General features: G+C 69.2%; 20 protein-coding genes. 11 read left to right on the forward strand and 9 right to left on the reverse strand.

Features of this window, described 5'->3' with window-relative positions; genetic code table 11:
- Positions 1-36 precede the first annotated feature (36 nt).
- Genes AVR91_RS18230 through AVR91_RS18240 form a run of 3 tightly spaced genes read left to right on the forward strand, consistent with a single transcriptional unit; the run spans position 37 to position 2,351 of the window.
- Positions 37-1,287, forward strand: a complete 1,251-nt coding sequence (locus AVR91_RS18230; RefSeq protein ID WP_158077408.1) for a sensor histidine kinase — start codon at positions 37-39, stop codon at positions 1,285-1,287.
- On the forward strand, positions 1,284-1,934 hold the full coding sequence (locus tag AVR91_RS18235) for a response regulator transcription factor (RefSeq protein ID WP_063276552.1): 651 nt from the start codon (positions 1,284-1,286) through the stop codon (positions 1,932-1,934). The genes AVR91_RS18230 and AVR91_RS18235 overlap by 4 nt, the downstream gene beginning before the upstream one ends.
- Before the next feature lie 57 nt (positions 1,935-1,991).
- On the forward strand, positions 1,992-2,351 hold the full coding sequence (locus AVR91_RS18240) for an antibiotic biosynthesis monooxygenase family protein (protein WP_063276546.1): 360 nt from the start codon (positions 1,992-1,994) through the stop codon (positions 2,349-2,351).
- Here the strand turns inward: AVR91_RS18240 and AVR91_RS18245 are convergent.
- From AVR91_RS18245 to AVR91_RS18265, 5 genes are all read right to left on the reverse strand, one after another.
- Entirely contained in the window at positions 2,303-3,700 is a 1,398-nt protein-coding gene (locus AVR91_RS18245) for a DJ-1/PfpI family protein (RefSeq protein ID WP_063276547.1), read from the reverse strand. The genes AVR91_RS18240 and AVR91_RS18245 overlap by 49 nt on opposite strands.
- A 2-nt stretch (positions 3,701-3,702) precedes the next feature.
- Positions 3,703-4,101 (reverse strand): hypothetical protein, encoded by a 399-nt coding sequence (locus tag AVR91_RS18250; RefSeq protein WP_063276548.1) that lies wholly within the window; start codon positions 4,099-4,101, stop codon positions 3,703-3,705.
- Positions 4,102-4,367: 266 nt separating this feature from the next.
- The gene (locus AVR91_RS18255; protein WP_063272518.1) at positions 4,368-5,009 is read right to left on the reverse strand and encodes a response regulator; all 642 of its coding nucleotides are present in this window, start codon (positions 5,007-5,009) and stop codon (positions 4,368-4,370) included.
- On the reverse strand, positions 5,006-6,109 hold the full coding sequence (locus AVR91_RS18260; RefSeq protein ID WP_063272549.1) for a sensor histidine kinase: 1,104 nt from the start codon (positions 6,107-6,109) through the stop codon (positions 5,006-5,008). Before AVR91_RS18260 ends, AVR91_RS18255 begins: the two co-directional genes overlap by 4 nt.
- Before the next feature lie 48 nt (positions 6,110-6,157).
- The gene (locus AVR91_RS18265) at positions 6,158-7,156 is read right to left on the reverse strand and encodes a LacI family DNA-binding transcriptional regulator (protein WP_063272519.1); all 999 of its coding nucleotides are present in this window, start codon (positions 7,154-7,156) and stop codon (positions 6,158-6,160) included.
- Between the two features lie 161 nt (positions 7,157-7,317).
- Between AVR91_RS18265 and AVR91_RS18270 the strand changes: the two genes are divergently transcribed.
- The 6 genes from AVR91_RS18270 (at position 7,318) to AVR91_RS18295 (ending at position 15,783) form a co-directional block, all read left to right on the forward strand.
- Complete coding sequence (locus AVR91_RS18270; protein WP_063272550.1) at positions 7,318-8,385, forward strand: ABC transporter substrate-binding protein; 1,068 nt, start codon at positions 7,318-7,320, stop codon at positions 8,383-8,385.
- A 2-nt stretch (positions 8,386-8,387) separates the two neighbouring features.
- Positions 8,388-9,863, forward strand: coding sequence for a sugar ABC transporter ATP-binding protein (locus AVR91_RS18275; protein WP_063272520.1), 1,476 nt, complete (start codon positions 8,388-8,390; stop codon positions 9,861-9,863).
- A gap of 34 nt (positions 9,864-9,897) precedes the next feature.
- Entirely contained in the window at positions 9,898-10,854 is a 957-nt protein-coding gene (locus AVR91_RS18280; RefSeq protein WP_063272521.1) for an ABC transporter permease, read from the forward strand.
- Positions 10,851-11,843: an ABC transporter permease gene (locus tag AVR91_RS18285; RefSeq protein ID WP_063272522.1), complete on the forward strand. Its 993-nt coding sequence runs from the start codon at positions 10,851-10,853 to the stop codon at positions 11,841-11,843. Before AVR91_RS18280 ends, AVR91_RS18285 begins: the two co-directional genes overlap by 4 nt.
- Positions 11,844-11,853: 10 nt before the next feature.
- The gene (locus AVR91_RS18290; protein WP_063272523.1) at positions 11,854-14,577 is read left to right on the forward strand and encodes an AbfB domain-containing protein; all 2,724 of its coding nucleotides are present in this window, start codon (positions 11,854-11,856) and stop codon (positions 14,575-14,577) included.
- Positions 14,578-15,030: 453 nt separating this feature from the next.
- Entirely contained in the window at positions 15,031-15,783 is a 753-nt protein-coding gene (locus AVR91_RS18295; protein ID WP_063272524.1) for a LysR family substrate-binding domain-containing protein, read from the forward strand.
- Between the two features lie 172 nt (positions 15,784-15,955).
- Here the strand turns inward: AVR91_RS18295 and AVR91_RS18300 are convergent, their stop codons facing one another.
- Genes AVR91_RS18300 through AVR91_RS18310 form a run of 3 tightly spaced genes read right to left on the reverse strand, consistent with a single transcriptional unit; the run spans position 15,956 to position 17,765 of the window.
- The gene (locus AVR91_RS18300) at positions 15,956-16,333 is read right to left on the reverse strand and encodes a DUF5997 family protein (RefSeq protein ID WP_063272525.1); all 378 of its coding nucleotides are present in this window, start codon (positions 16,331-16,333) and stop codon (positions 15,956-15,958) included.
- 23 nt (positions 16,334-16,356) lie between these two features.
- Positions 16,357-17,373: a DUF1648 domain-containing protein gene (locus tag AVR91_RS18305; protein ID WP_063272526.1), complete on the reverse strand. Its 1,017-nt coding sequence runs from the start codon at positions 17,371-17,373 to the stop codon at positions 16,357-16,359.
- Positions 17,370-17,765, reverse strand: coding sequence for a GntR family transcriptional regulator (locus tag AVR91_RS18310; protein WP_063272527.1), 396 nt, complete (start codon positions 17,763-17,765; stop codon positions 17,370-17,372). The genes AVR91_RS18305 and AVR91_RS18310 overlap by 4 nt, the downstream gene beginning before the upstream one ends.
- Positions 17,766-17,835: 70 nt before the next feature.
- Between AVR91_RS18310 and AVR91_RS18315 the strand changes: the two genes are divergently transcribed.
- Positions 17,836-18,186: a hypothetical protein gene (locus AVR91_RS18315; RefSeq protein WP_063272551.1), complete on the forward strand. Its 351-nt coding sequence runs from the start codon at positions 17,836-17,838 to the stop codon at positions 18,184-18,186.
- Here AVR91_RS18315 and AVR91_RS18320 read toward each other — a convergent pair.
- Positions 18,183-18,677, reverse strand: a complete 495-nt coding sequence (locus tag AVR91_RS18320) for a hypothetical protein (protein ID WP_063272528.1) — start codon at positions 18,675-18,677, stop codon at positions 18,183-18,185. The two genes, AVR91_RS18315 and AVR91_RS18320, sit on opposite strands and share 4 nt — an antisense overlap.
- Before the next feature lie 211 nt (positions 18,678-18,888).
- Here AVR91_RS18320 and AVR91_RS18325 point away from each other — a divergent pair, with 211 nt between their 5' ends.
- Entirely contained in the window at positions 18,889-20,025 is a 1,137-nt protein-coding gene (locus AVR91_RS18325) for a serine hydrolase domain-containing protein (protein WP_063272529.1), read from the forward strand.
- Positions 20,026-20,335: the final 310 nt, after the last annotated feature.

Consider the following 20,335-nt stretch of genomic DNA (forward strand, 5'->3'; position numbering starts at 1 on the left):
CCACCCGGCCTGCCCGCCCTTGCCTACACTGCGAGGGTGGCCGTGACGGTGGACCGCTGGATGCTGCCGGGCGAGCTCGCCCGCGCCGACGAGCAGGGGGAGTCGTCCGGCAGGCGCACGCCCCGGGACTGGGCCGTGGACGTCACGATGTTCTCGATCGCGGCGCTCGTCTGGTTTCTCGAATTCGAGTACTTCGTGCTGCCGAACGTGCTGGACCTGCCGTATTGGGCGCGCGTGGCCGACCCGGTCGCGGGCGCGGTGGTCTGCCTGGCGATCTGGTGGCGGCGACGGTTCCCGGTGGCAGGCGGTCTGCTCGCGGCGACGGCCGGGGCGCTGGCGAACACCGCCGCGGCCGCGATGATCCTGCTGCTGTTCTCTCTCGCGTTGCACCGCGGCTGGAAACCGGCGGTGCCGATCACGTCGGTGGCGGTGCTGATCAGCGTCCCCTACATCCACTCGTACTTCCCCGGCGCGGCGGGCAGGCCGCTGCCGTGGCTGATCAGCCTGGTGCTCGGGGCGGCGCTCGTGGTGACGACCGGGATCGGGGTGCGCGCCCGCCGCCAGGTCGTACTGGCTTTGCGGATGCGCGCGGACGCCGAGCGGCGAGAGCACACGCGCGAACTGGAGGAGAGCCGCCGCGCCGAACGCCAGCGCATCGCGCGCGAGATGCACGACGTGCTCGCACACCGGATCTCCCTGCTCGCGGTGCACGCCGGTGCCCTGGAGTACCGCACCGCGCAGGCGGAACGCGGGGCCGCGCCGGAACCTTCGGCGGCCGAGGTCCGTGACGTGGTGGCGGTCGTGCGGTCCAACGCCAATCAGGCTCTGGAGGAACTGCGGGAGGTGCTCGACCTGCTGCGTCAGCGGCCCGACGGCGAAGACGGTCGTGAGGCGCCTCAGCCGACAGTGGCCCGGCTCCCGGCCCTCGTCGACGAAGCCCGGCTCAGCGGACAGCAGGTCCGGGCCGGGTTCTCCGGAGGACTCGGCGACCTGAGGCCGCAGGTGCAGCGGACGATCTACCGGATCGTCCAAGAAGGACTGACGAACGCGCGCAAACACGCTCCCGGCGCGGCCGTCGAGGTGCTGGTGAGCGACGCCGCGGCAGGCGAAGTGGTGGTGCAGGTGGTCAACGTCGCCCCGATCGGCGTCACCACGAGCGAGATCCCCGGTGCCGGAGCGGGTCTGACCGGGCTGGCCGAGCGGGTCGCCCTGCACGGCGGGGAACTCTCCAGGGAGATCACCGACGGCGAGTTCCGCCTGCGGGCCCGGATACCGTGCCCGTCGTGATCAAGGTGCTCGTGGTCGACGACGATCCTCTGGTCCGTGGCGGGCTCAGGCTCATGCTGGGCGGGGCGACCGACGTGGAGGTCGTCGGCGAAGCGGCCGACGGCGCCGAGGTGAGTGACGCCGTGTCCCGGCTGAGCCCGGACGTCGTGCTGATGGACGTCCGGATGCCGGTGCTCGACGGCATCACCGCCACCGCCGCCGTCGGCAAGCGCACCGGCGGCCCGGCACCCGCCGTGGTCATGCTGACGACCTTCGACGCCGACGAGACCGTGCTCGCCGCCCTGCGCGCGGGTGCGGCGGGTTTCCTGCTCAAGCACACCCCGCCGGAGCAGATCGTGGACGCGGTGAGGCGCGCGGCGGCGGGGGAGCCGGTCCTGTCGCCGGACGTCGCCCGGACGGTGATCGCCATGGCGGCGCGGCAAGGGCCGGACCCCGGTGCCGCGAAAACCAGGATGGACCTGCTGACCGAACGGGAACGCCAAGTCGCGGACGCGGTCGCGGAAGGGCTGAACAACGCGGAGATCGCCGAGCGGCTGCACCTTTCGCGGTCCAGCATCAAGGCCACGATCTCCAGCGCGCTGACCCGGCTCGGCCTGACCAACCGGATCCAGCTGGCGATCGTCGCCCATGAGGCGGGCCGTACTTGATCTCCACCTAGGTGGAGGGTGAAGGCTCGGGTTCACCATCGGTTTCGAGGAGTGAACATGAGCGAGGACAAGGGTTTCTACTCGATCATCGAGTACGCGGTCGACGGGCCGGAGACCCAAACGGCTTTGGTGGAGGCCTTCGCCGCCATCCAGGACCGCTGGGTCCGGTTCTATCCGGGATACGTCTCGGCTCGCTTCCACGCGAGTGTGGACGGCACGCGGGTCGTCAACGTCGTCAGCTGGGCGAGCGAGGCGGACTACCGGCATTTCGAGGAGACGTCGGACACCGCCGGACGGCTCGCGGCCATCCAGGCGGCGCTCGACGGCCTGCCCGGTGAGGTGGAGTCGCTGGCGAGTGCGAATCCCCGCTACCGCGTCGTCCGGGAGACCGGCCCCGGCCCGCGGACCGCTGACTGACCCGAGGCCGGAAGTCCGGTCCGAAGAGGACGGCGGGCACGGCGGTAGCGGGCTCGGAGGCCGAGGGCCACGAGCAGGCCGAGGACCGCGAGCGCGAACGGGCGGAGCGTGACCTTCCACGGCCACGCTCCGCCGTCGAGCGCGAGATGTTCCGTCCCGTACTCCAGTGTCCTGGCCGTCCACCGCGTGGTCGCGGTGTCGGTGGTGCGCGCCAGGTCTTCGAGTACGGCGTCGAACGGGAACCCGGGGCCGGTGTGCAGGTACACCGGTGAGAGCGCGGAGTACCGGTCGGCGGCGTGACTCGCGGCGGCGTCCGCGCCGGGGACGACGAGCCGGTCTTCCGGCGCCGGCGTGCCGCGTGGGACGAAGGTCAGTCCGTGCCGGGACCGGATCGGCGAGCCGTCGAGACCGACGGCCGTCGTCTCGACCGCCAGCGACTGGCCGTAGGTGTCGAACACCGCGGCGAGTTCGAGTTCCCGGATCCCGGGAGTCAGCAGGACCCCCAGCATCGGCTTGTCCCACCGGAAGGCGGTGTTGAACCCGACGACGGTGTCCGCCGCTTCGAAGCCGTTTTGCGTCATCGGTGCGCTCGATCCGGGGGAGTAGTGGGTCCAGCCGACGGTTTCGGCCGCCTTCCGCGCGGTTTCGGTGCCGGCGAACCGCTCGGTGACGCGGAGCGCGCCGTCGATCCCGGAGAGGATCCCCGCCGTGGTCACGATGTTCCCGTCGTCGACGTAGCGAGTGCCGCGGATCCAGTCCACGGCGGGGAATTCGTCGTCGAAGCCGCCGATGCGGATCCAGTGCGCGGTGGCCTTCCGCCCGTCGAGGAGCCCGGCCGAGGCGAGGACGCCCGAACCGTTGCAGACGCTCATGAGCAGCGAGCCCCGCGACGACTGCCGCTTCAGCCACTCGGTGACCGGTCGCGTGGTCGGCTCGCCGAGATCCGGCAACGCGGGTACCACCACGACCTCCGGGGCTTTGGCCGGGAGCAGCCGATCGAGTTCGGCGAAGTCCAGGTCCGGGCTCAGATCGAGCCCGCCGGTCAGGGTGACCGGCCGGGCCTGCGGCGCGACGGTGTAGACGTTGAACGCGCCGGACGCCGCCAGGACCTCGTACGGTGCGAGCGTGTCGGAGACGACGGCGCCTTCGTTGCCGACGACGACCACCGCGGTCGGCTTGGCGGGATCGTGCGCCTTGCGTACCGGCGGCGGCGCGATGCCATCGGTTCTCGATGTGTAGCGATTCTCGAAGCCGGCGTCGAGCGTGACGGCGCCGAGCGTGACCGGGAGTGCCAGCGCGGCGACGGTGAACGCCAGCACGGTCAGCGTGACACGGACGATGGAGCGCATGGTCAGGCTCCGTACTCGGCGCGGCGGCGGAACATGGCGGCGAGCATCGCGGGCACCATCAGCACGTGGCCGGCCGTCATCAGGGTCGACCCCGAGATCAGGCCGGTCCAGAAGAACGGCAGGAACAGCAGATAGGGCACGTACATCGCGGCCGACATCTCCGCGATCGAAGCCCAGCCGTGGCGCCGGATCCGCATCCACAGCGCCATGCCGATCGACATGTTCGTCGCCATCACCAGCGCGTTCGCGGTCACGTTCCCGGCGAGGCCCGGCCACAGGAACGACCAGACCGGTTCGAGGACGATCATCCCGGCCACCATCGAGATCAGCATCTCCACGGCGTGGCGGGTGAAGTGCAGGACGGCCTGCTTGCGGGTCTTCTGTTCGGTCGTGTGGTTCATTTCCGGCTCCCTCGGTCGTTGCGACGGGAGCAATGTTCGGTCGCGGCGGGGCACGAACGCAGGTGCCGGAAGTCATGTGCGAGGTCATGTGACCGGGTCTTCGGATCGGTTTGGGTTCCTGAAGCGCGTGAAGGCCCCCTTCCCTCGGCTGAGCCGAGGGAAGGGGGCCTTCACGGACCGGACCCGCGATCAGCCGCGGCCAAAGTCCGGCAGGTACTCACGGAACCCTTCGCCCTAACCCGACACGCCACTCACGAGGCCGACGCTCAGAACAGGCCGAGTTCCTTCGCGCGCAGCGCGGCCTGGGTACGGTCGCGCACCTGGAGCTTGGACAGGACACTCGTCACGAGGTTCTTCACCGTGCCCTCGGCGAGGAACAGCGTCTTGGCGATCTCACGGTTGCTGCGGCCGTCCGCCAGGAGCCGGACGACCTCCAGTTCCCGGTCCGAAAGCGGGGTCACCGACGGCCGGGGTGTCTCGGCGGGCAGCCGGGCCACGCGCGCGACGAGTTTCGCCGCGACGGAAGGCTGCAGCACCGATTCGCCCCGTTGGGCCGCCACCAGCGCTTCGACCAGCCGCGTCGACGAGACGTCCTTGAGCAGATAGCCGACGGCGCCCGCGCGCAACGCGGCGAAGACGTCTTCGTCGTCGTCGAACGTCGTCAGCGCCAGGACGCGCACGCCGGGCTGCTCGGCGCGAAGCCGTGCGGTGGCCGCGATCCCGTCCAGCACAGGCATCCGCAGATCCATCAGCGCGACGTCGGGGCGGAGTTCGGCGCAGAGCCGCACGGCCTCCTCGCCGTTCGCCGCCTCGCCGACGACGTCGATCTCGGGCTGGACTTCCAGGAGGGTCGCCAGCGCTTCGCGGAACAACGCCTGGTCGTCGACGATCAGCACGCGGACGGTCATCCCGGCACCTCCACGGTGAGCGTCAGGCCTTGCCCTTCGGCGGAGTCGACGGAGACCCGGCCGCCGAGCCCGGCGACCCGCTCGCGGAGTCCGACGAGCCCGAAACCCTTGTCGGGTGGGCAATCCGCGGCGATCCCGAGACCGTCGTCGCGAACCTCGAGGCGCACACGATCGGCGACGGCGTAGTCGAGCACCACGGTCGCGGCCTTGGCCCGCGCGTGCTTGCGCACGTTGGTCAGTCCCTCCTGGGCCGCCCGGAACAGCGACTCCTCGACGTCGGCGCGGGTGTCCCGTGCGGTGCCCTTGACCTCGAACCCGGTCGGCACGCCCGCCGCGGAAGCCTCGTCCGCCAGGGCCCGCAACGCGTCCGTGAGCGGCTCGGAGCGCGGCTCCCGCAGCGCCGACACCGACCGGCGGACCTCCGCCAGCGCCTCGCGCGACTGATCCTGCGCCTTGGCGAGCATCCCGTCGGCCCGCTCCGTGTCCCCGGCGTCGATCACCGCGCGGGCCGCCTGCAACATCATCTGGACGACCGTGAGGTGGTGGCCGAGCCCGTCGTGGATGTCGCGCGCGAGCCGGTTGCGTTCCTGGATGGTCGCGAGCTGTTCGGCTTGCGCGGCGTGGTCGCGAAGCCGTTCATGCGCCTCGGCCAGCTCCTCGCGCGCCCGCTTCTCCCGGACGACCAGTTCGGTCACCACGGCGGCGAAGACCATGACCGCCAGCGTTCCGAGCCCCTCACGGAGCCCGTCCATCGGCGCCATCGGCAGGTGGATGAGCGGGATCACGACCGCGACCCCGAAGGCCACCGGCAACGGCAGCAGCAACACGGTGTGGCAGACGAGGACCACGAGGAGCAGGACCGCCCCGACGGCGGCGCCCGAAAGCGAGAACAGGGTGAAGCCCAGAGGCAACTGGACGCAGACGTACGCGATCGCCCACACGCGTCCGTGCTTCTGCACCCACGGGAAGCCCACGATCGCGATCGCCGCGTAGACCAGCCCGGCGAGGAGCGTCGGCAGCACGAGCGTCTCGTACTTGGCCGAGCCGAGCGGCAACGTCACGTACGCGACGAGGGTCAGCACCGCCAAGGCCCGGTTCACGGACACACCATGCCACGCCTCCCGCATTCAGAGGACGAAATGCGGGGATCAGGCGATCGTGCTGTTCCGGATCTCCAGCGAGAAGGGGGTCTGGACGTCTTCCGGTTCGAGGTCGCTCCCGCCGGCGATCCGGCGGCGCAGGAGGTCGACGGCGGCCCGCGCGATCGCCGCCTTGTCCGGCGCGATCGTCGTCAGGGACGGGAGGCTGTACGCGCTCTCCTCGTTGTTGTCGAAGCCGACGATCGCCATGTCCGACGGCACCTGGACGCCGCGTTCGGCCGCGGCGCGAAGGGCGCCGATGGCGAGAAGGTCGTTGAAGCAGAAGACCGCGTCGGGCGGTTCCGGCAGCGCGAGGAGATGCGCCATCGCCTCGGCGCCGTTGGCGCGGTGGTACCGCAGGGCGGGCAGGACCAGTTCCGGGATGGGCGCGAGCCCCGCCTCGGCGAGCGCGGAGTGGTAACCCTCCAAACGCTGAGCGGCGGTGTGCCGGTGCGGATGCGCACCGATCGCGGCGATCCGCCGGCGGCCGAGCGAGATCAGATGCCGTACCGCGATCCGCGCGGCCTGGACGTTGTCGATACCGACGTGGTCGATCGGGACGTCGACGACGTGCTCGCCGAGCATCACCAGCGGCACACCCGGCGCGAGGTCCTCGAAATCGTTGGTGTGCAACGCTTCCGGGCTGATGATCGCCCCGTCGATCAGATGCGGGCCCAGTGCGGACAGCGCGTTGCGCTCACGTTCCCTGGTGCCGAGGGTCTGTTCGATGAGGACGTTCCACTCGTGCTCCTGCGCCGCCTGCAGTACCAGGCCCGCCAACTCGCCGAAGTACGGGATGCTCAGCTCGGGCAGCATCAGCCCGAGGAACCCGGTGCGCCCGCGGCGGAGGTTGCGGGCACCGAGATTGGGTCGATACCCGGTCGACGCCAGTGCCTCCTCGACGCGTTTGCGGTTCTCCGGCTTGACGAAGTCGTAGCCGTTGACCACGTTCGACACGGTCTTGACCGAGACGCCCGCAAGCTTGGCGACGTCCTTGAGCGTGGCCACCCTCGCTCCCCTCCGCAGTGCTCCGGTACCGATCCGGCACAGCCTAGCCGCGCGAACGGCGGATTTACAACGTTGTACCAACGATGTAAATCTGGCATCGTCCCTATGAGTGACATGGGTCACCGCAGATCCGTGTGCTCGACTTCCCCGAGGAGCGATCGATGTCCCTGCCCATTCGCCGCACCCTGCTCCTGGCGACCGGCCTCGCGCTCGCGCTGACGGCCTGCACCAGCCGTGAGACCCAGCAATCCGCCCCGTCGGGGGCGGGGCCCGCCGCTTCGGCGGCGCCGAACCAGGCCGCGGGGCCGGGCTGCGCCCGCGAGAAGACCGGCTACCCGCAGGTGGACGTGAAGAACGCGGTCATCGGCTTCTCCCAGTCGGAGAAGGAGGCGAACCCGTTCCGGATCGCCGAGACACAGTCCATCAAGGACGAAGCGAAGAAACTCGGTGTCCCGGACGACAAACTCCTGGTCACCAACGCGCAGAGCGATCTCAACAAGCAGGTCAGCGACATCAAGTCGTTGCTGGACCGGGGTGCGCAGCTGCTCATCGTGGCCCCGCTGAACTCCGACGGCCTCCAGCCCGCCCTCGACGCGGCGAAGGCCAAGAAGGTCCCGGTCATCACGATCGACCGCAAGGTGACCTCGCAGCCGTGCACCGATTACCTGACCTTCATCGGCTCGAACTTCGTCGAGCAGGGCAAACGAGCGGCACAGGAGATGGTGAAGGCCACCGGCGGCACCGGAAAGGTCGCGATCCTGCTCGGCGCGTCCGGCAACAACGTGACCACCGACCGCACCAAGGGGTTCAAGGACGAGATCGCCGCGACGCCGGGCATCCAGGTCGTCGCCGAGCAGACCGGCGAGTTCGATCGGTCCAAGGGCCAGGCGGTCATGGAGCAGCTCATCCAGAGCAACCCCGAGATCACCGCGGTCTACGCCGAGAACGACGAGATGGGCATCGGCGCGGTCACCGCGCTCAAGGCCGCGGGCAAGACACCGGGCAAGGACGTCAAGATCGTCTCGATCGACGGCACTCGCAACGCCGTCCAGCTCATCGCCGACGGCAGCTACAACGCGGTGATCGAGTCCAACCCGCGTTTCGGCCCTCTCGCCTTCTCCACGCTGCAGGACTTCGCCGCGGGCAAGGAGATCCCGTCGACCGTCGTGATCTCCGACGACCAGTACGACTCGGCGAACGCCGCGCAGAAGCTCGGGAACGCGTACTGACGATGGAACCGGTTCTCGAGGTCGAAGGCGTGACGAAGACGTTCGCCGGAGTGCGCGCGCTCGACGACGTGTCGTTCGCGCTGCGGCCGGGCGAGGTGCACGCGCTGGTGGGCGAGAACGGCGCCGGCAAGTCGACGCTGATCAAGGTGCTCACCGGCGTGCACAAACCGGATTCCGGCACGGTCCACGCGCGGGGCGCGATCTCCACGATCTACCAGGAGGTCAACCTCATCCCGCTGATGAGCGTGGCGAGCAACGTGTACCTCGGCCGTGAGCCGAGGAAGCGGTTCGGGCTGGTCGACCGGGCGCGGATGAACTCCGACGCGGCGGCGCTGCTGGCGGATTACGGCATCGACACCGACGTCCGCCGTCCACTCGGGACACTCGGGGTCGGCGCGCAGCAGATGGTCGCGCTGGCCCGCGCGGTGTCGGTCGACGCCGACGTCGTGATCATGGACGAGCCGACGTCCTCGCTGGAACCGCGCGAGGTCGAGACGCTGTTCGAGGTCATCGGCAGGCTGCACGAACGCGGGATCGCGATCGTGTACGTCAGCCACCGCATGGACGAGCTGTACCGGATCTGCGAACGTGTCACGGTGCTGCGGGACGGCAAGCGAGTCCACACCGGACCGCTCGCCGATCTGCCGCGGCTGGAGCTGGTTTCGATGATGCTCGGCCGCAGCGTCGGCGATATCCGCAGCCACGGCGCGACAGCCTTCGAGGGCGACCACGAGGCCGGCCGGGAACCGGTGCTGCGCGCGGAGAACCTCACCAGCGGCAACCGGCTGGGCGGCGTCTCGGTGGAGATCAAACCCGGCGAGATCGTCGGCCTCGCGGGGCTGCTCGGCTCGGGCCGCACGGAGACCGCGCGGGCGATCGTCGGCGACCTGCCGCTGTCGGGTGGCACGGTGCTCGTCGGCGGAAAGCAGGTCCCGCAGGGGAATGTGGCGGCCGCGATGCGCGCGGGCGTGAGCATGCTCGCCGAGGACCGCAAGATCGAAGGGATCATTCCCCATCTTTCGGTGCGGGAGAACATCGTGCTCGCCGCGTTGCCGAAGTTGTCCCGCTTCGGCCTGGTCAGCCGGACCCGGCAGGACAGGATCGTCGACACGTTCGTGAAACGCCTGCGGATCAAGGTGTCGAGCCCGGATCAGAAGGTCGCCGAGCTCTCCGGCGGCAATCAGCAGAAGGTGCTGCTGGCCCGCTGGCTGTGCACCGAGCCGAAGGTGCTGCTACTCGACGAGCCGACCCGGGGTATCGACGTCGGCGCGAAGGCCGAGGTACAGGCGCTCATCGACGAACTCGCGAAAGAAGGGCTCGCCGTCCTGCTGATCTCGTCGGAGATGGAGGAGCTTCTCGACGGGGCCGACCGGCTGATCGTGCTCAAGGACGGCGCGGTGGTCGGGGAACTCGCGGGGGAGCAGCTGACGCAGGACCACGTGCTGGCCGCGATCGCTTCGGGCGGCACGGATGACTAGCACCCAGCGGAGAACGGAGGAACCGGGGCCCACCATGACGGATACGGCGAAAACGGTGGACCGGACCCGGGTGGCGCGGTGGCTGCAGGAGTACGGCGTGTACGTCGCCGTCGTCGCGCTCGTGCTGTTCAACATCGCGTTCACGGCGAACTTCCTGACCGTCGGCAACTTCCGCACCCAGCTCATCCAGGCCGCGCCGGTGCTGGTGGTCGCGCTGGGGATGGCGCTGGTGATCGGCACCGAAGGCGTCGACCTGTCGGTGGGCGCGGTGATGGCCCTCTCGGCCGCGCTCGTCCCGCTGTACCTCGGCGCCGGGACCCTGCCGGCGGTGGCCGTCGCACTCGCGGCGGGGCTGGCCGCGGGGACGCTGAACGGCGTCCTCGTCGCCAAGGTCGGGATCCAGCCGATCGTGGCGACACTCGCCTTGCTCGTCGGTGGGCGCGGGCTCGCGCTCGTCCTCGCCGACGGCCAGCTGATCCAGTTGCACGACCCGGATTTCCTCGCCCTCGGCAACGGCGACGTACTCGGGATCCCGGTGAGCGTGCTCATCGCGGCCGTACTGGCCGTGCTGGTGTCGGCGCTGGTCGGGAAGACGGCGTTCGGCAGGCGGCTCGTCGCCATCGGCGGCAACCGGCGGGCAAGCGTGCTCGCCGGGCTGCCGGTCAACCGCGTCCTCATCGGCGTCTACGCGATCTGCGGGTTGCTCGCGGCGCTGGCCGGGGTGCTCTCCACCGCGCGGCTCGGCGCCGGTGACCCCGCGGACGCCGGGTTGCTGATGGAACTGTCTGCGATCACCGCGGTCGTGGTCGGCGGCACCCCGCTGACCGGCGGCCGCGTCCGCATCCTCGGCACGGTGATGGGGGTCCTGCTCATGCAGCTCGTCCGCGCCACGCTCATCAAGCACAACCTGCCGGATTCGACCGCGCAGATGATCCAGGCCGCGATCATCGTCGGCGCGGTGTACGTCGCACGGGAACGGAGCAGCCGATGACCGCGGCGCCCACGATGGCCGCCCAGGACTCGACCCGGCGCGAGCTCATGACCGGGGTCCTGCAGAAACAGGGCGCGGCGATCGCGCTGGTGCTCATGGTCGCCGTCGCGTGGCTGCTGTTCCCGCGGTTCGGCAGCCTGGACAACCTGCGCGACATCGCGTTGCAGAGCTCGTTCCTCGCGATCATCGCGCTCGGGATGACGTTCGTGATCATCACCGGCGGGATCGACCTCTCGGTGGGTTCGGTCTACGCGCTCGGCGGGGTCCTCGCGGCCTACGGGTCGCAATGGGGATTCCTCGTCGCACTGCTGCTGCCGTTGGCGGTGTGCGGGCTGATCGGCCTGATCAACGGGTTGCTCGTCGCGAAGACCGGGATGGCTCCGTTCATCGTCACGCTGGCGTCGCTGCTGTTCGCCCGCGGGCTGCTGCTCGCGATCACCACCGAGGGCGCGACGACGTACAAGATCCCGGAGGGCGAGGCGTTCGTCGAACTGGGGCGCGGCACGCTGTTCGGGTTCGGCTATCCGGTGTTCATCGCGGCGGCGCTGTGCCTGATCGGCGGGCTCCTGCTGCGGCGGACGCGGTTCGGGCAAGCGGTGTTCGCGACCGGCGGCTCGGAGCAGTCCGCGAAGCTGATGGGGCTGCCGGTGGGGCGCACCAAGGTCACCGTCTACGTGATGAGCGGGGTGCTCTCCGGGCTCGCGGGCGCGCTGACCGCGGCCTATCTGCAATCCGGTGTCACGGTGATCGGGGTCGGCCTCGAACTGGACGCCATCTCCGTCGTCGTCATCGGCGGCACCCTGCTGACCGGCGGGATGGGCACGATTCTCGGAACGGTCATCGGCGTGGGCATCCGAACGGTCATCCAGAACGTCATCAACCAGATAGGAACTCTCGACAGCAACTACCAATCGGTGGTCAGCGGTGCGTTCCTGCTGGTGGTCGTTGTGCTGCAGCGGTCGCTGGCCCGCACGACCGCCCGGAGATAGGGGAGATCGCATGCACCGAAGAACCGCGCGGGCCCTGAGCGTCGTGGCCGGCCTGCTGGCCGCCGCGACGACACTCGTCCCCGTAGCCCAAGCCGCTCCTGTCCCGCTCCCGACGCCGTGGACGGACCAGGTCTCACCGTCGAACGCGCTGCCCGAGTATCCGCGTCCGCAGCTGGTGCGCTCGGAATGGCTCAACCTCAACGGGACCTGGGGTTTCACCGGCGCGCCGAACCTGAATTCGCCGCCGATCGGCGGGCCGTTGAGCGAAAACGTACTCGTGCCCTACCCGATCGAGTCGATGCTTTCGGGGATCAAACGGCATGAGGACAACATGTTCTACCGGCGGACGTTCACCGTTCCGTCCACTTGGGACGGTCGCCGGGTGAAGCTCAACTTCGGCGCCGTCACCTGGGAGACCAGAGTCTGGGTCAACGGGACCTCGATCGGCAGCCACACCGGCGGTTTCGACGCCTTCTCCTTCGACATCACCCCGGCACTGAAGGCTGGGGAGAACGAGATCGTCGTCGGCGTCGCGTCGCCGGTCGACGGCAGCCGGTATCCGGTGGGGAAGCAGCGCAAGTCGCCCAGTGGCATCTTCTACACGGCGGCGTCGGGAATCTGGCAGACCGTCTGGCTGGAACCGGTCCGGACCGAGCACATCACGCGCCTCGACACCACGCCGGATGTCCCCGGCGGCGCGCTCGACCTCGTCGTCCAGGGCACTCCCGGGCAGCAGGCGACCGCCGAAGTGCTTTCGGGCGGCCAAGTGGTCGGCACCGCCACCGGTGCCGTCGGTTCCCATCTGCGGATTCCGGTGCCGAACGCGCGGCTGTGGTCGCCCGACGATCCGTTCCTCTACGACCTGCGGGTGCGGCTGCCGGGCGGCGACGTCGTCACCGGGTACTTCGGCATGCGTTCGCTGGGCAAGGCGATGGTCGGCGGCGTGATGCGGCCGCTGCTCAACGGCAAGTTCGTCTTCCAGCTGGGCACGCTGGACCAGGGATACTGGCCGGACGGCATCTACACCGCGCCGACCGACGAGGCGCTGCGGTTCGACCTCGAACGCCAGAAGGCCTTGGGCTTCAACATGGTCCGCAAGCACATCAAGGTCGAGCCGGCGCGGTGGTTCTACCACGCCGACAAACTGGGGCTGATGGTCTGGCAGGACATGCCGTCGCTCGACTCGATCGACGAGGTCCCGAACGGGCGCGCGAACTTCGAGTCCGAACTGCGGCGGATGATCGAGCAGCACAAGGGCATCACCTCGATCGTGCAGTGGGTGCCCTTCAACGAAGGTTGGGGCGAGTACGACGCCGGCCGCATCGTGGATCTGGTCCGCTCGATCGACGACACCCGGCTGATCAACCACAACTCGGGATCGAACTGCTGCGTGTCCGATCCGGATCCGGGCAACGGCGACGTGATCGACGACCACGCGTATCAGGTCTCCACCGGCACGAGGCAACCCGACGCGCGAAGGATCGCGGTGCTGGGGGAGTACGGCGGCCTCGGGCGGCGCGTCACCGGGCACGAATGGGAACCGGGCAAGGGCTTCGCATACGGCGCGCTGTACCCGGACGAGACGTCGCTGACGAACCGGTACGTCGAGATCACCAAGCAGGTCGGGCGGTTCGTGCACGGCCGGGGGCTTTCCGCGTCGGTCTACACCGAGCCGTACGACGTGGAGAACGAGGTCAACGGCTTCTACACCTACGACCGCCGTGTGCTGAAGATGACCGAAGCGCGGGTACGCGAGATCAACCAGAAGGTGCTCGCCATCGCCAAGGGCACCGAGGTCGGCCGAGGCGAACTCCTGTCGCTTCGGGTCACGACGGCCGGGTACACGGATCGCTATCTGCGGCACCAGGACGACTTCGTCCGCACGGACGTCCTCGGTGAAGGCAGTGCGGACCTCGGCAAGAAGGACGCGACGTTCTGGGCCCGACAGGGACTGGCCGACGCGTCGTGCCTGTCGTTCGAGTCGCGGAACTACCCCGGGCACTTCCTGCGGCACGCGTCGTCGCGGATCCGCAAGGACGCGAACGACGGTTCGGCGTCGTTCGCCGGTGACGCGACCTTCTGCGCGAGGGAAGGCGCCGGAGGAACGGCGCTGGAGTCGTTCAACCAGCGTGGCGCCTTCATCCGCCACTACGCCGCGACCGTCTATCTCGCGCGCAGCGGTGGGCCGAACCCGTGGGACACGCCGTCCGGCTTCGCGGCGGACACGACGTGGGCGGCGTCGGTCCCGCTTTGGCGCAGTGGCGCGGATCTGCCGCTCGACCAGGCGCGGTCGTTCAAGGTGACCACGCCCGGCTTCACGGACCGCTTCCTGCGGCACCGTGACGGCCTCGCGCGGACGGACGTGGTGAACGCGGGGAGCGCGGCGTTGCTGAAGGCGGACGCGACGTTCGTCGTGCGGCGCGGTCTCGCGGACCCCTCTTGCTACTCGCTGGAGGCGCGGAACTATCCCGGCAATTTCCTGCGGCACGCGGACTTCCGGGTGCGGCTCGGCGGGAACGACAACACCGACCTGTTCCGGAAGGACGCGACGTTCTGCGCCCAGCCAGGGGCCGGCGGCGTGCGGCTGGCGTCGGTGAACGAACTGGGCACCAACATGCGGCATTACGCCGAGGAGGTCTACGTCGCCACCAGCGGCGGCGGCCACCCGTTCGACAACCCGGTCTCGTACGACCAGGACGTCACGTGGGCGGTCTCCGGGGCCTGGGCTCCGTAGCCGGTCTCGTGAGTGAGTGGCAGGGACGGTCAACGCCAACCGCGTCCTCTGTTCCTGCTGGTCGAAAGTCCGTGAAGGCCTCCTTGAGGGACTCTGGATCCCTCAAGGAGGCCTTCACGGACTGGGCACACAGGGGCGGCGTGATCGAAGGCGTGACTCGCGTGATTGGAGGCCGCACTCGTGTGTTCCGGCTCTGATCACGCGAGTTCCGGCTTCGATCACGCGAGTGCGGTGCTACGTGCTCGTGAGTGGTGATTAGGCGACTCGCCGGTCCCGCTGGGCACCGGCCTTGACCCGAAGGTTGCGAAAGCCACTTTCGCAACGTTGAAGGTTGCGAAAGTGGCTTTCGCAACGTCGGCCGTGGCCGGGCCCGGTAGGTAGCCAAGACACCCTTGGCTAGAACACGAATCGCCACTCACGACCCTGCCGACCACGCCCGGTAACCTTGCCCCCATGACCGGCCCGGACACCCCCGCCTCCTTCAAACTCGCGTACGTCCCCGGCGTGACGCCTTCGAAGTGGGTCCGGATCTGGGACGAGCGGTCGCCCGACGCCCCGCTCGAGCTCGTCCAGACGACGGCCGCCGACGCGGTCGCGCTGGTCCGGGAGCGTGAGGTGGACGCCGTCCTGCTGCGGCTCCCGATCGATCGCGAAGGGCTGCACGCGATCCCGCTCTACACCGAGACGACGGTCGTGGTCGTCCCGAAGGACCACCTGGTCGCCGCCGCGGACGAGGTCTCCGTCGACGACATCGCCGACGAGGTCGTGCTGCACCCGCTCGACGACACGCTGGACTGGGAAACGCCGCCGGGCAAGCCCGCGCTGGAGCGGCCCGCCACCACCGCGGACGCCATCGAACTGGTCGCCGCCGGGGTCGGGCTCCTGATCGTCCCGCAGTCGCTCGCGCGGCTGCACCATCGACGTGACCTGACCTACCGGCCGATCTCCGGCACTCCGGAGTCGGGTGTCGCGCTGTCCTGGCCGGACGACGAGACCACCGATCTGATGGAGCAGTTCATCGGGATCGTCCGCGGCCGGACGGTCAACAGCACGCGCGGACGGCAGCAGGCCCAGGAAAAGCAAGCGCCGGTGAAGAAGAGCCCGGTCAAGAGCAACCGTCCCCAGGCCGGCGGCCGGAAACCGCAGCCTGGGAATCGCCGCGCTTCCCAGGGCGGGAAACGCGGGAAGCCCCGTCGTCGCGGCTAGCCTCCGCCCGCGCCGGGTCACGGAGGGTGTCGCGAAAGAGGCTTTCGCGACGCGGTCGCCGAACTAGCGGGGCCGGCCAAAGAAGGGGTTGCGAAAGCCACTTTCGCAACCTTCACCGTTGCGAAAGTGGCTTTCGCAACCCCTGCCGGCTCGGCAAGCCCCGTCGTCGCGGCTAGCTCTCGCTGCGGGCGGCCTTGAGGCGCGCCTCCTCCTTGCGGACCTCGGCCTGGGTCTCGCGCTCCCGCTGCAGCCAGTCGGGGTTCTCGGACTTGATCGCGTCGATCTCTTCGGTGGTGAGGGCGCCGGTGATCCCGCCGCGCGCCAGACCGCTGATGGAGACGCCCAGCTTCGCCGCGATGACCGGACGCGGATGCGGCCCGTTGCGGCGCAGGTCCCGCAGCCACTCGGGCGGCTCGGTCTGCAGTGCGTTCAGCTCGTCGCGGGAGACGACACCCTCCTGGAACTCCGCCGGGGTCGCCTCCAGGTACACACCCAGCTTCTTCGCCGCTGTCGCGGGCTTCATCGTTTGAGGGGTTTTCTGCGACGTCATTGCCTCAGGGTAACGCCCTGTGATCAGGTGCCCTTCTCGGGCAGTGTGACGATGCCGAGCGCGGTGAGCACCCCGGCCACCGCGACCACGGCGAGGACGACCCAGGCGATCGGATGCCCGAGGTTGAGTGTCCAGTAGGTCCCGACCCGCCGGTGTACCAGCAGCGCCGGATCGTTCCGGTTCAGGTAGACCATCCCGGCCGCGTACCAGTGGCGGTCGTCGTCGCGCTGTTCGTAGCGGGTCTCCGGTTCGTCGCCGGCGCGCGGCAACCGATGCCCGGCGTCGCCCGTCCGGACGGTGAAACCGAGCCACGCGATGAAGGCGGCGGCGAGCGGGAGGTACGCCACGATCGTCACCGGCACCGTCGTTTCGACGACACCCCACCGCTGAAGCGAGACGACGAGCAGGGTCGCGTTGACGCAGCCGGCCGAGATCAGCAGCAGAGCGAGCACGCCGTGCAGGTACTCCCGGTACCGAGATGCTGAAACCGCAGGTTGTGCGGCATCGATCTCCGGCCTGGCCCGTGCGATCGCGACGGCCATGAGCGAGGTCAGCACGATGACCGCGACCTGCGCGAAGACCGTCGAGAAGCCCGCCGCACCGGTGAACCATCCGCTGACCACCGTGGCGCCCGCGAGCACCACCGCAGGTGTCAGAAGGATCCACTGTGGACGGATAGGATCCGAGCGCAGCGAGGTGTCGGTGGAGACCGCCTGCCGAGCGCCGGCATACCAGCCTTCCTCGCGTTTCGCGGCGGCGATCGAGCGGTGAGCCAGGCCGCCGAGCAGCGAGTAGACGGCGGCGAGAGCGAGCACGACGACCTCGGGCGTGAGCCAGTCGAAGAGCACCACGGCGCAGGCCACGATCGCACCCAGCCCGATACCCCGGTTGTAGCGACGGCGAGCGAGAAGGATGACGGCCTCTCCGGAACGGCCGGCCGGGATCCGGACACCGAAGGGGAGTGTCGGCCGGGCGAGCGTTGGCGCGGAGCCGAAGGCCGCCGCGATGAACGCGATCAGGGCCAGGTGCAGCCAGATCATCGCCGCGCGCTGACCGCGAAGGAGTCCAAGACCGCTTCGCATCGCTTCGTCACTTCGCGCGGGCCCACGCCGAGAGCGACGGCCTCGGCGAGCAGGGTGCGCAGGCGCTCCTGCCACTCGTCCGCGTAACCGTCGTCGGCCGGACCGGAGGTCGCGTCCCGCCGGACGACGGCGCCGGTCTTGCGGTTGATGCGGATGAACCCCTGCGTCCGCAGCAGGTCGTAGGCCTTGTTGACGGTGTGGAAGTTGATCGCCAGGTCGGCGCCGAGCTGCCGGGTGGACGGCAGGGCGCTGCCCTCGCTGAGCGTGCCGTCGGCGACGGCTTCGACGATCCGGTCGCGGATCTGCTGGTAGATCGGAACCTCGCTGTCGAGGTCGAGAGTCAGCAACACCCACCAAGGATATCTGCTATACACTTGCTATAACAACTACATCAGCTGGCTTGAGCGGAAGGTGGTCATGATGGCGACGATCGACATCGCCGATGGCGGGATGCGGGTGAGGTTCTCGTCCTGGGAGCGGCTGGCCGTGTGGCGCGACGAAGTGGTCGTGCCACCGTCGGCGATCAAGGCCGTCGAGCTCGTCGAAGAGCCGCTGCGACGGACGCGTGGGGGACGGGCCGGGGCGCTGATCAGCGGAGTGCTGAAGGTGGGTTACTGGGGGCTGGGGACGGGAACGCGCCAGCTGGTCTCGGCGCGCAGGGGTGTTCCGGGGCTGCGGATCGAGATCGACCGCGCGGTCGCCGGGCTCCCGTTCGACGAGGTACTCGTCAGCGTGCCGAATGCGGCGGATCTCGTCGGTGTGCTCGTCTAGAGATAGTCGAAGAACCGGTCCCACCACGAAGGCGGCCGGTCCGGCGGATAGAGGGCGTCGAAACCGCTGATCCCGGTGTACTTGGTCCAGAGCGGGTGTTCGGAGACGGGCAGGTAGCCGAGTGCTTCCAGCTCGTCTTCGAGCCGTCTTCGCACCGGTGCCGGGAAGTACTCGCGTTCCTCGTCTTCGTCGTAGCTGCCCGGATTTCCCAAGGTCACCGCGACGAGACCGCCGAAGTTGCTGACCGTCACGGTCACCTGGTCCAGTGCGGCGGTCGCGTCCGCCGGGATCACGATCCGGCCGAGGTGGCTGGCGTCCTGGACATGACGGTCGACTTCGCACGAACAGTCGAACAGTCGCTCGAGCCGTTCGGCCAGCCGCTCGAACCGGGCCCGTGCGGCCGGTCCGTCGAAGTCGTGCGGCACGTCCCAGTGGCCGGGTTCGTCCAGCTCTCGCAGCAGTGCCCAGGTCTGCTGTTCGTCGAGGGGCATCGTCGCCTCCCGGCCTCGGGTGGTCTAGTCCACTTACCGAACTGACCTTAGCCAGCCGCGTCCCGCCCGGACAATGGTGGGACGAATTCCGGTCGAAAATTTTCGTGGGGTAGCGCCTGCACCACCCCGGATTCGGGAGCCTGCACTCCTGATCTTCGCACCCGGTTCGGCCAAGGTCGTCAGTGTCGATCTCGTCGGAGAAGGAGTGCGAATGACGGTACGCAAGGGTGTGGTGGTCCTGACGGTGGCGGGGCTGTTGGGCGCGGCGTGGACGACGGCGGCGGACGCGGCCCCGGCCAAGGGGGCGGAACTGCGGAAGAGCCTCGACTCGTTGGTGCGTCAGGAGAAATTCCCCGCCGCGCTGGTCGCCGTGAGCGACGGCAGGCGGACGACGTCGCTGGTCGCGGGCTCGTCGCGGATCGACCGCCAGGTTCCGGTCCCGCGTGACGGAAGGGTGCGGGCGGGCAGCAACACCAAGACGTTCACGGCGGTCGCCGTCCTGCAGCTGGTGGCCGAGGGCAAGGTGGAACTGGACGCGCCGATCGAGAAGTACCTGCCCGGCATCGTGCGCGGGGAGGGCATCGACGCCACCAAGATCACCATCCGGCATCTCCTGCAGCACACCAGCGGGCTGCCGAACTACACCGAGTACCTGGGACTGCAGGATTTCGAGCAGGTGCAGCACCGGTATTTCCCCACGCACGAACTGCTCGCCGCGGCCTTGAGTCACCCGGCGAAGTTCGCGCCCGGCACCAAATGGGAGTACAGCAACACCGGGTACCTGCTGGCGGGCATGGTGATCGAGAAGGTGACCGGACGCCCGCTCCCGGAGCAGATCACCGAACGCGTGATCAAGAAGGCGGGCTTGAAGAACACCTCCTGGCCGCAGGTCGGTGACCAGACCATCCAGGGACGGCACCCGCAGGGCTATGCCATCGGCAACTCCGCCACCGGCAAGGTGATCGACGCGACCGAGCTGGATCCGTCCTGGGGCGGCGCCGCCGGTCAGCTGATCTCGACGCCCAGCGACCTCGGCGAGTTCTTCCGGGTCCTGCTCGAAGGCAGGCTGCTGCCCGCCGCGCAGCTGACCGAAATGCGGAAGACGGTCGACGCGCCCCTGTTCCCCGGCACGAAGTACGGCCTCGGCCTGATGAGCAACCCGCTCAGCTGCGGCGGTGTGTACTGGGGCCACGGCGGGGACATCCACGGGTTCGAAACCCGCGGTGGCGCCACGGAAGACGGCCGCACCGTCGGGCTCGCGGTGACCGCGATGCCGGGGACCTTCGGCGACGGGGAGAAGGGCTCCAACGCCGTCATGGCCACTGTGGACACCGCGTTCTGCAAGTGACGACGCGAAAGCCACTTTCGCAACGGTTGCGAAAGTGGCTTTCGCAACGCCTCATCCCGCTAGATTCCCGATCGCGGTGCGGAATCCCTCCAGCGCCGCACGATAGAAGCCGGACCGGTGATCGGTGTCCTCCAGATTGCTGCAGACGGCTCCCGTCGCCGGCAGCCGGTCCACGAGTTCCCCGAAATCGCGGAAACCGGTTCGCGGTCCGCATCGGAGTGGCTACACTCGCCACGAAATCACCCCGGCGAGGAAGGACAGGACCGTGCGTCATCACCACGCCGTCGTCGTCCCCTCGGCTCGCTACGAG

This window comes from Amycolatopsis keratiniphila subsp. keratiniphila, from assembly GCF_001620365.2.
Taxonomy (GTDB): Bacteria; Actinomycetota; Actinomycetes; order Mycobacteriales; family Pseudonocardiaceae; genus Amycolatopsis; species Amycolatopsis keratiniphila.

Excerpts from the sequence above, each read along its gene's own strand:
- AVR91_RS18320 (WP_063272528.1), bottom strand. The coding sequence starts at position 18,677 with ATGCCCCTCGACGAACAGCAGACCTGGGCACTGCTGCGAGAGCTGGAC.
- AVR91_RS18300 (WP_063272525.1), bottom strand. The coding sequence starts at position 16,333 with ATGACGTCGCAGAAAACCCCTCAAACGATGAAGCCCGCGACAGCGGCG.
- AVR91_RS18285 (WP_063272522.1), top strand. The coding sequence starts at position 10,851 with ATGACCGCGGCGCCCACGATGGCCGCCCAGGACTCGACCCGGCGCGAG.
- AVR91_RS18280 (WP_063272521.1), top strand. The coding sequence starts at position 9,898 with ATGACGGATACGGCGAAAACGGTGGACCGGACCCGGGTGGCGCGGTGG.
- AVR91_RS18290 (WP_063272523.1), top strand. The coding sequence starts at position 11,854 with ATGCACCGAAGAACCGCGCGGGCCCTGAGCGTCGTGGCCGGCCTGCTG.
- AVR91_RS18295 (WP_063272524.1), top strand. The coding sequence starts at position 15,031 with ATGACCGGCCCGGACACCCCCGCCTCCTTCAAACTCGCGTACGTCCCC.
- AVR91_RS18240 (WP_063276546.1), top strand. The coding sequence starts at position 1,992 with ATGAGCGAGGACAAGGGTTTCTACTCGATCATCGAGTACGCGGTCGAC.
- AVR91_RS18255 (WP_063272518.1), bottom strand. The coding sequence starts at position 5,009 with ATGACCGTCCGCGTGCTGATCGTCGACGACCAGGCGTTGTTCCGCGAA.
- AVR91_RS18270 (WP_063272550.1), top strand. The coding sequence starts at position 7,318 with ATGTCCCTGCCCATTCGCCGCACCCTGCTCCTGGCGACCGGCCTCGCG.
- AVR91_RS18315 (WP_063272551.1), top strand. The coding sequence starts at position 17,836 with ATGGCGACGATCGACATCGCCGATGGCGGGATGCGGGTGAGGTTCTCG.
- AVR91_RS18250 (WP_063276548.1), bottom strand. The coding sequence starts at position 4,101 with ATGAACCACACGACCGAACAGAAGACCCGCAAGCAGGCCGTCCTGCAC.
- AVR91_RS18275 (WP_063272520.1), top strand. The coding sequence starts at position 8,388 with ATGGAACCGGTTCTCGAGGTCGAAGGCGTGACGAAGACGTTCGCCGGA.
- AVR91_RS18325 (WP_063272529.1), top strand. The coding sequence starts at position 18,889 with ATGACGGTACGCAAGGGTGTGGTGGTCCTGACGGTGGCGGGGCTGTTG.
- AVR91_RS18305 (WP_063272526.1), bottom strand. The coding sequence starts at position 17,373 with ATGATCTGGCTGCACCTGGCCCTGATCGCGTTCATCGCGGCGGCCTTC.
- AVR91_RS18245 (WP_063276547.1), bottom strand. The coding sequence starts at position 3,700 with ATGCGCTCCATCGTCCGTGTCACGCTGACCGTGCTGGCGTTCACCGTC.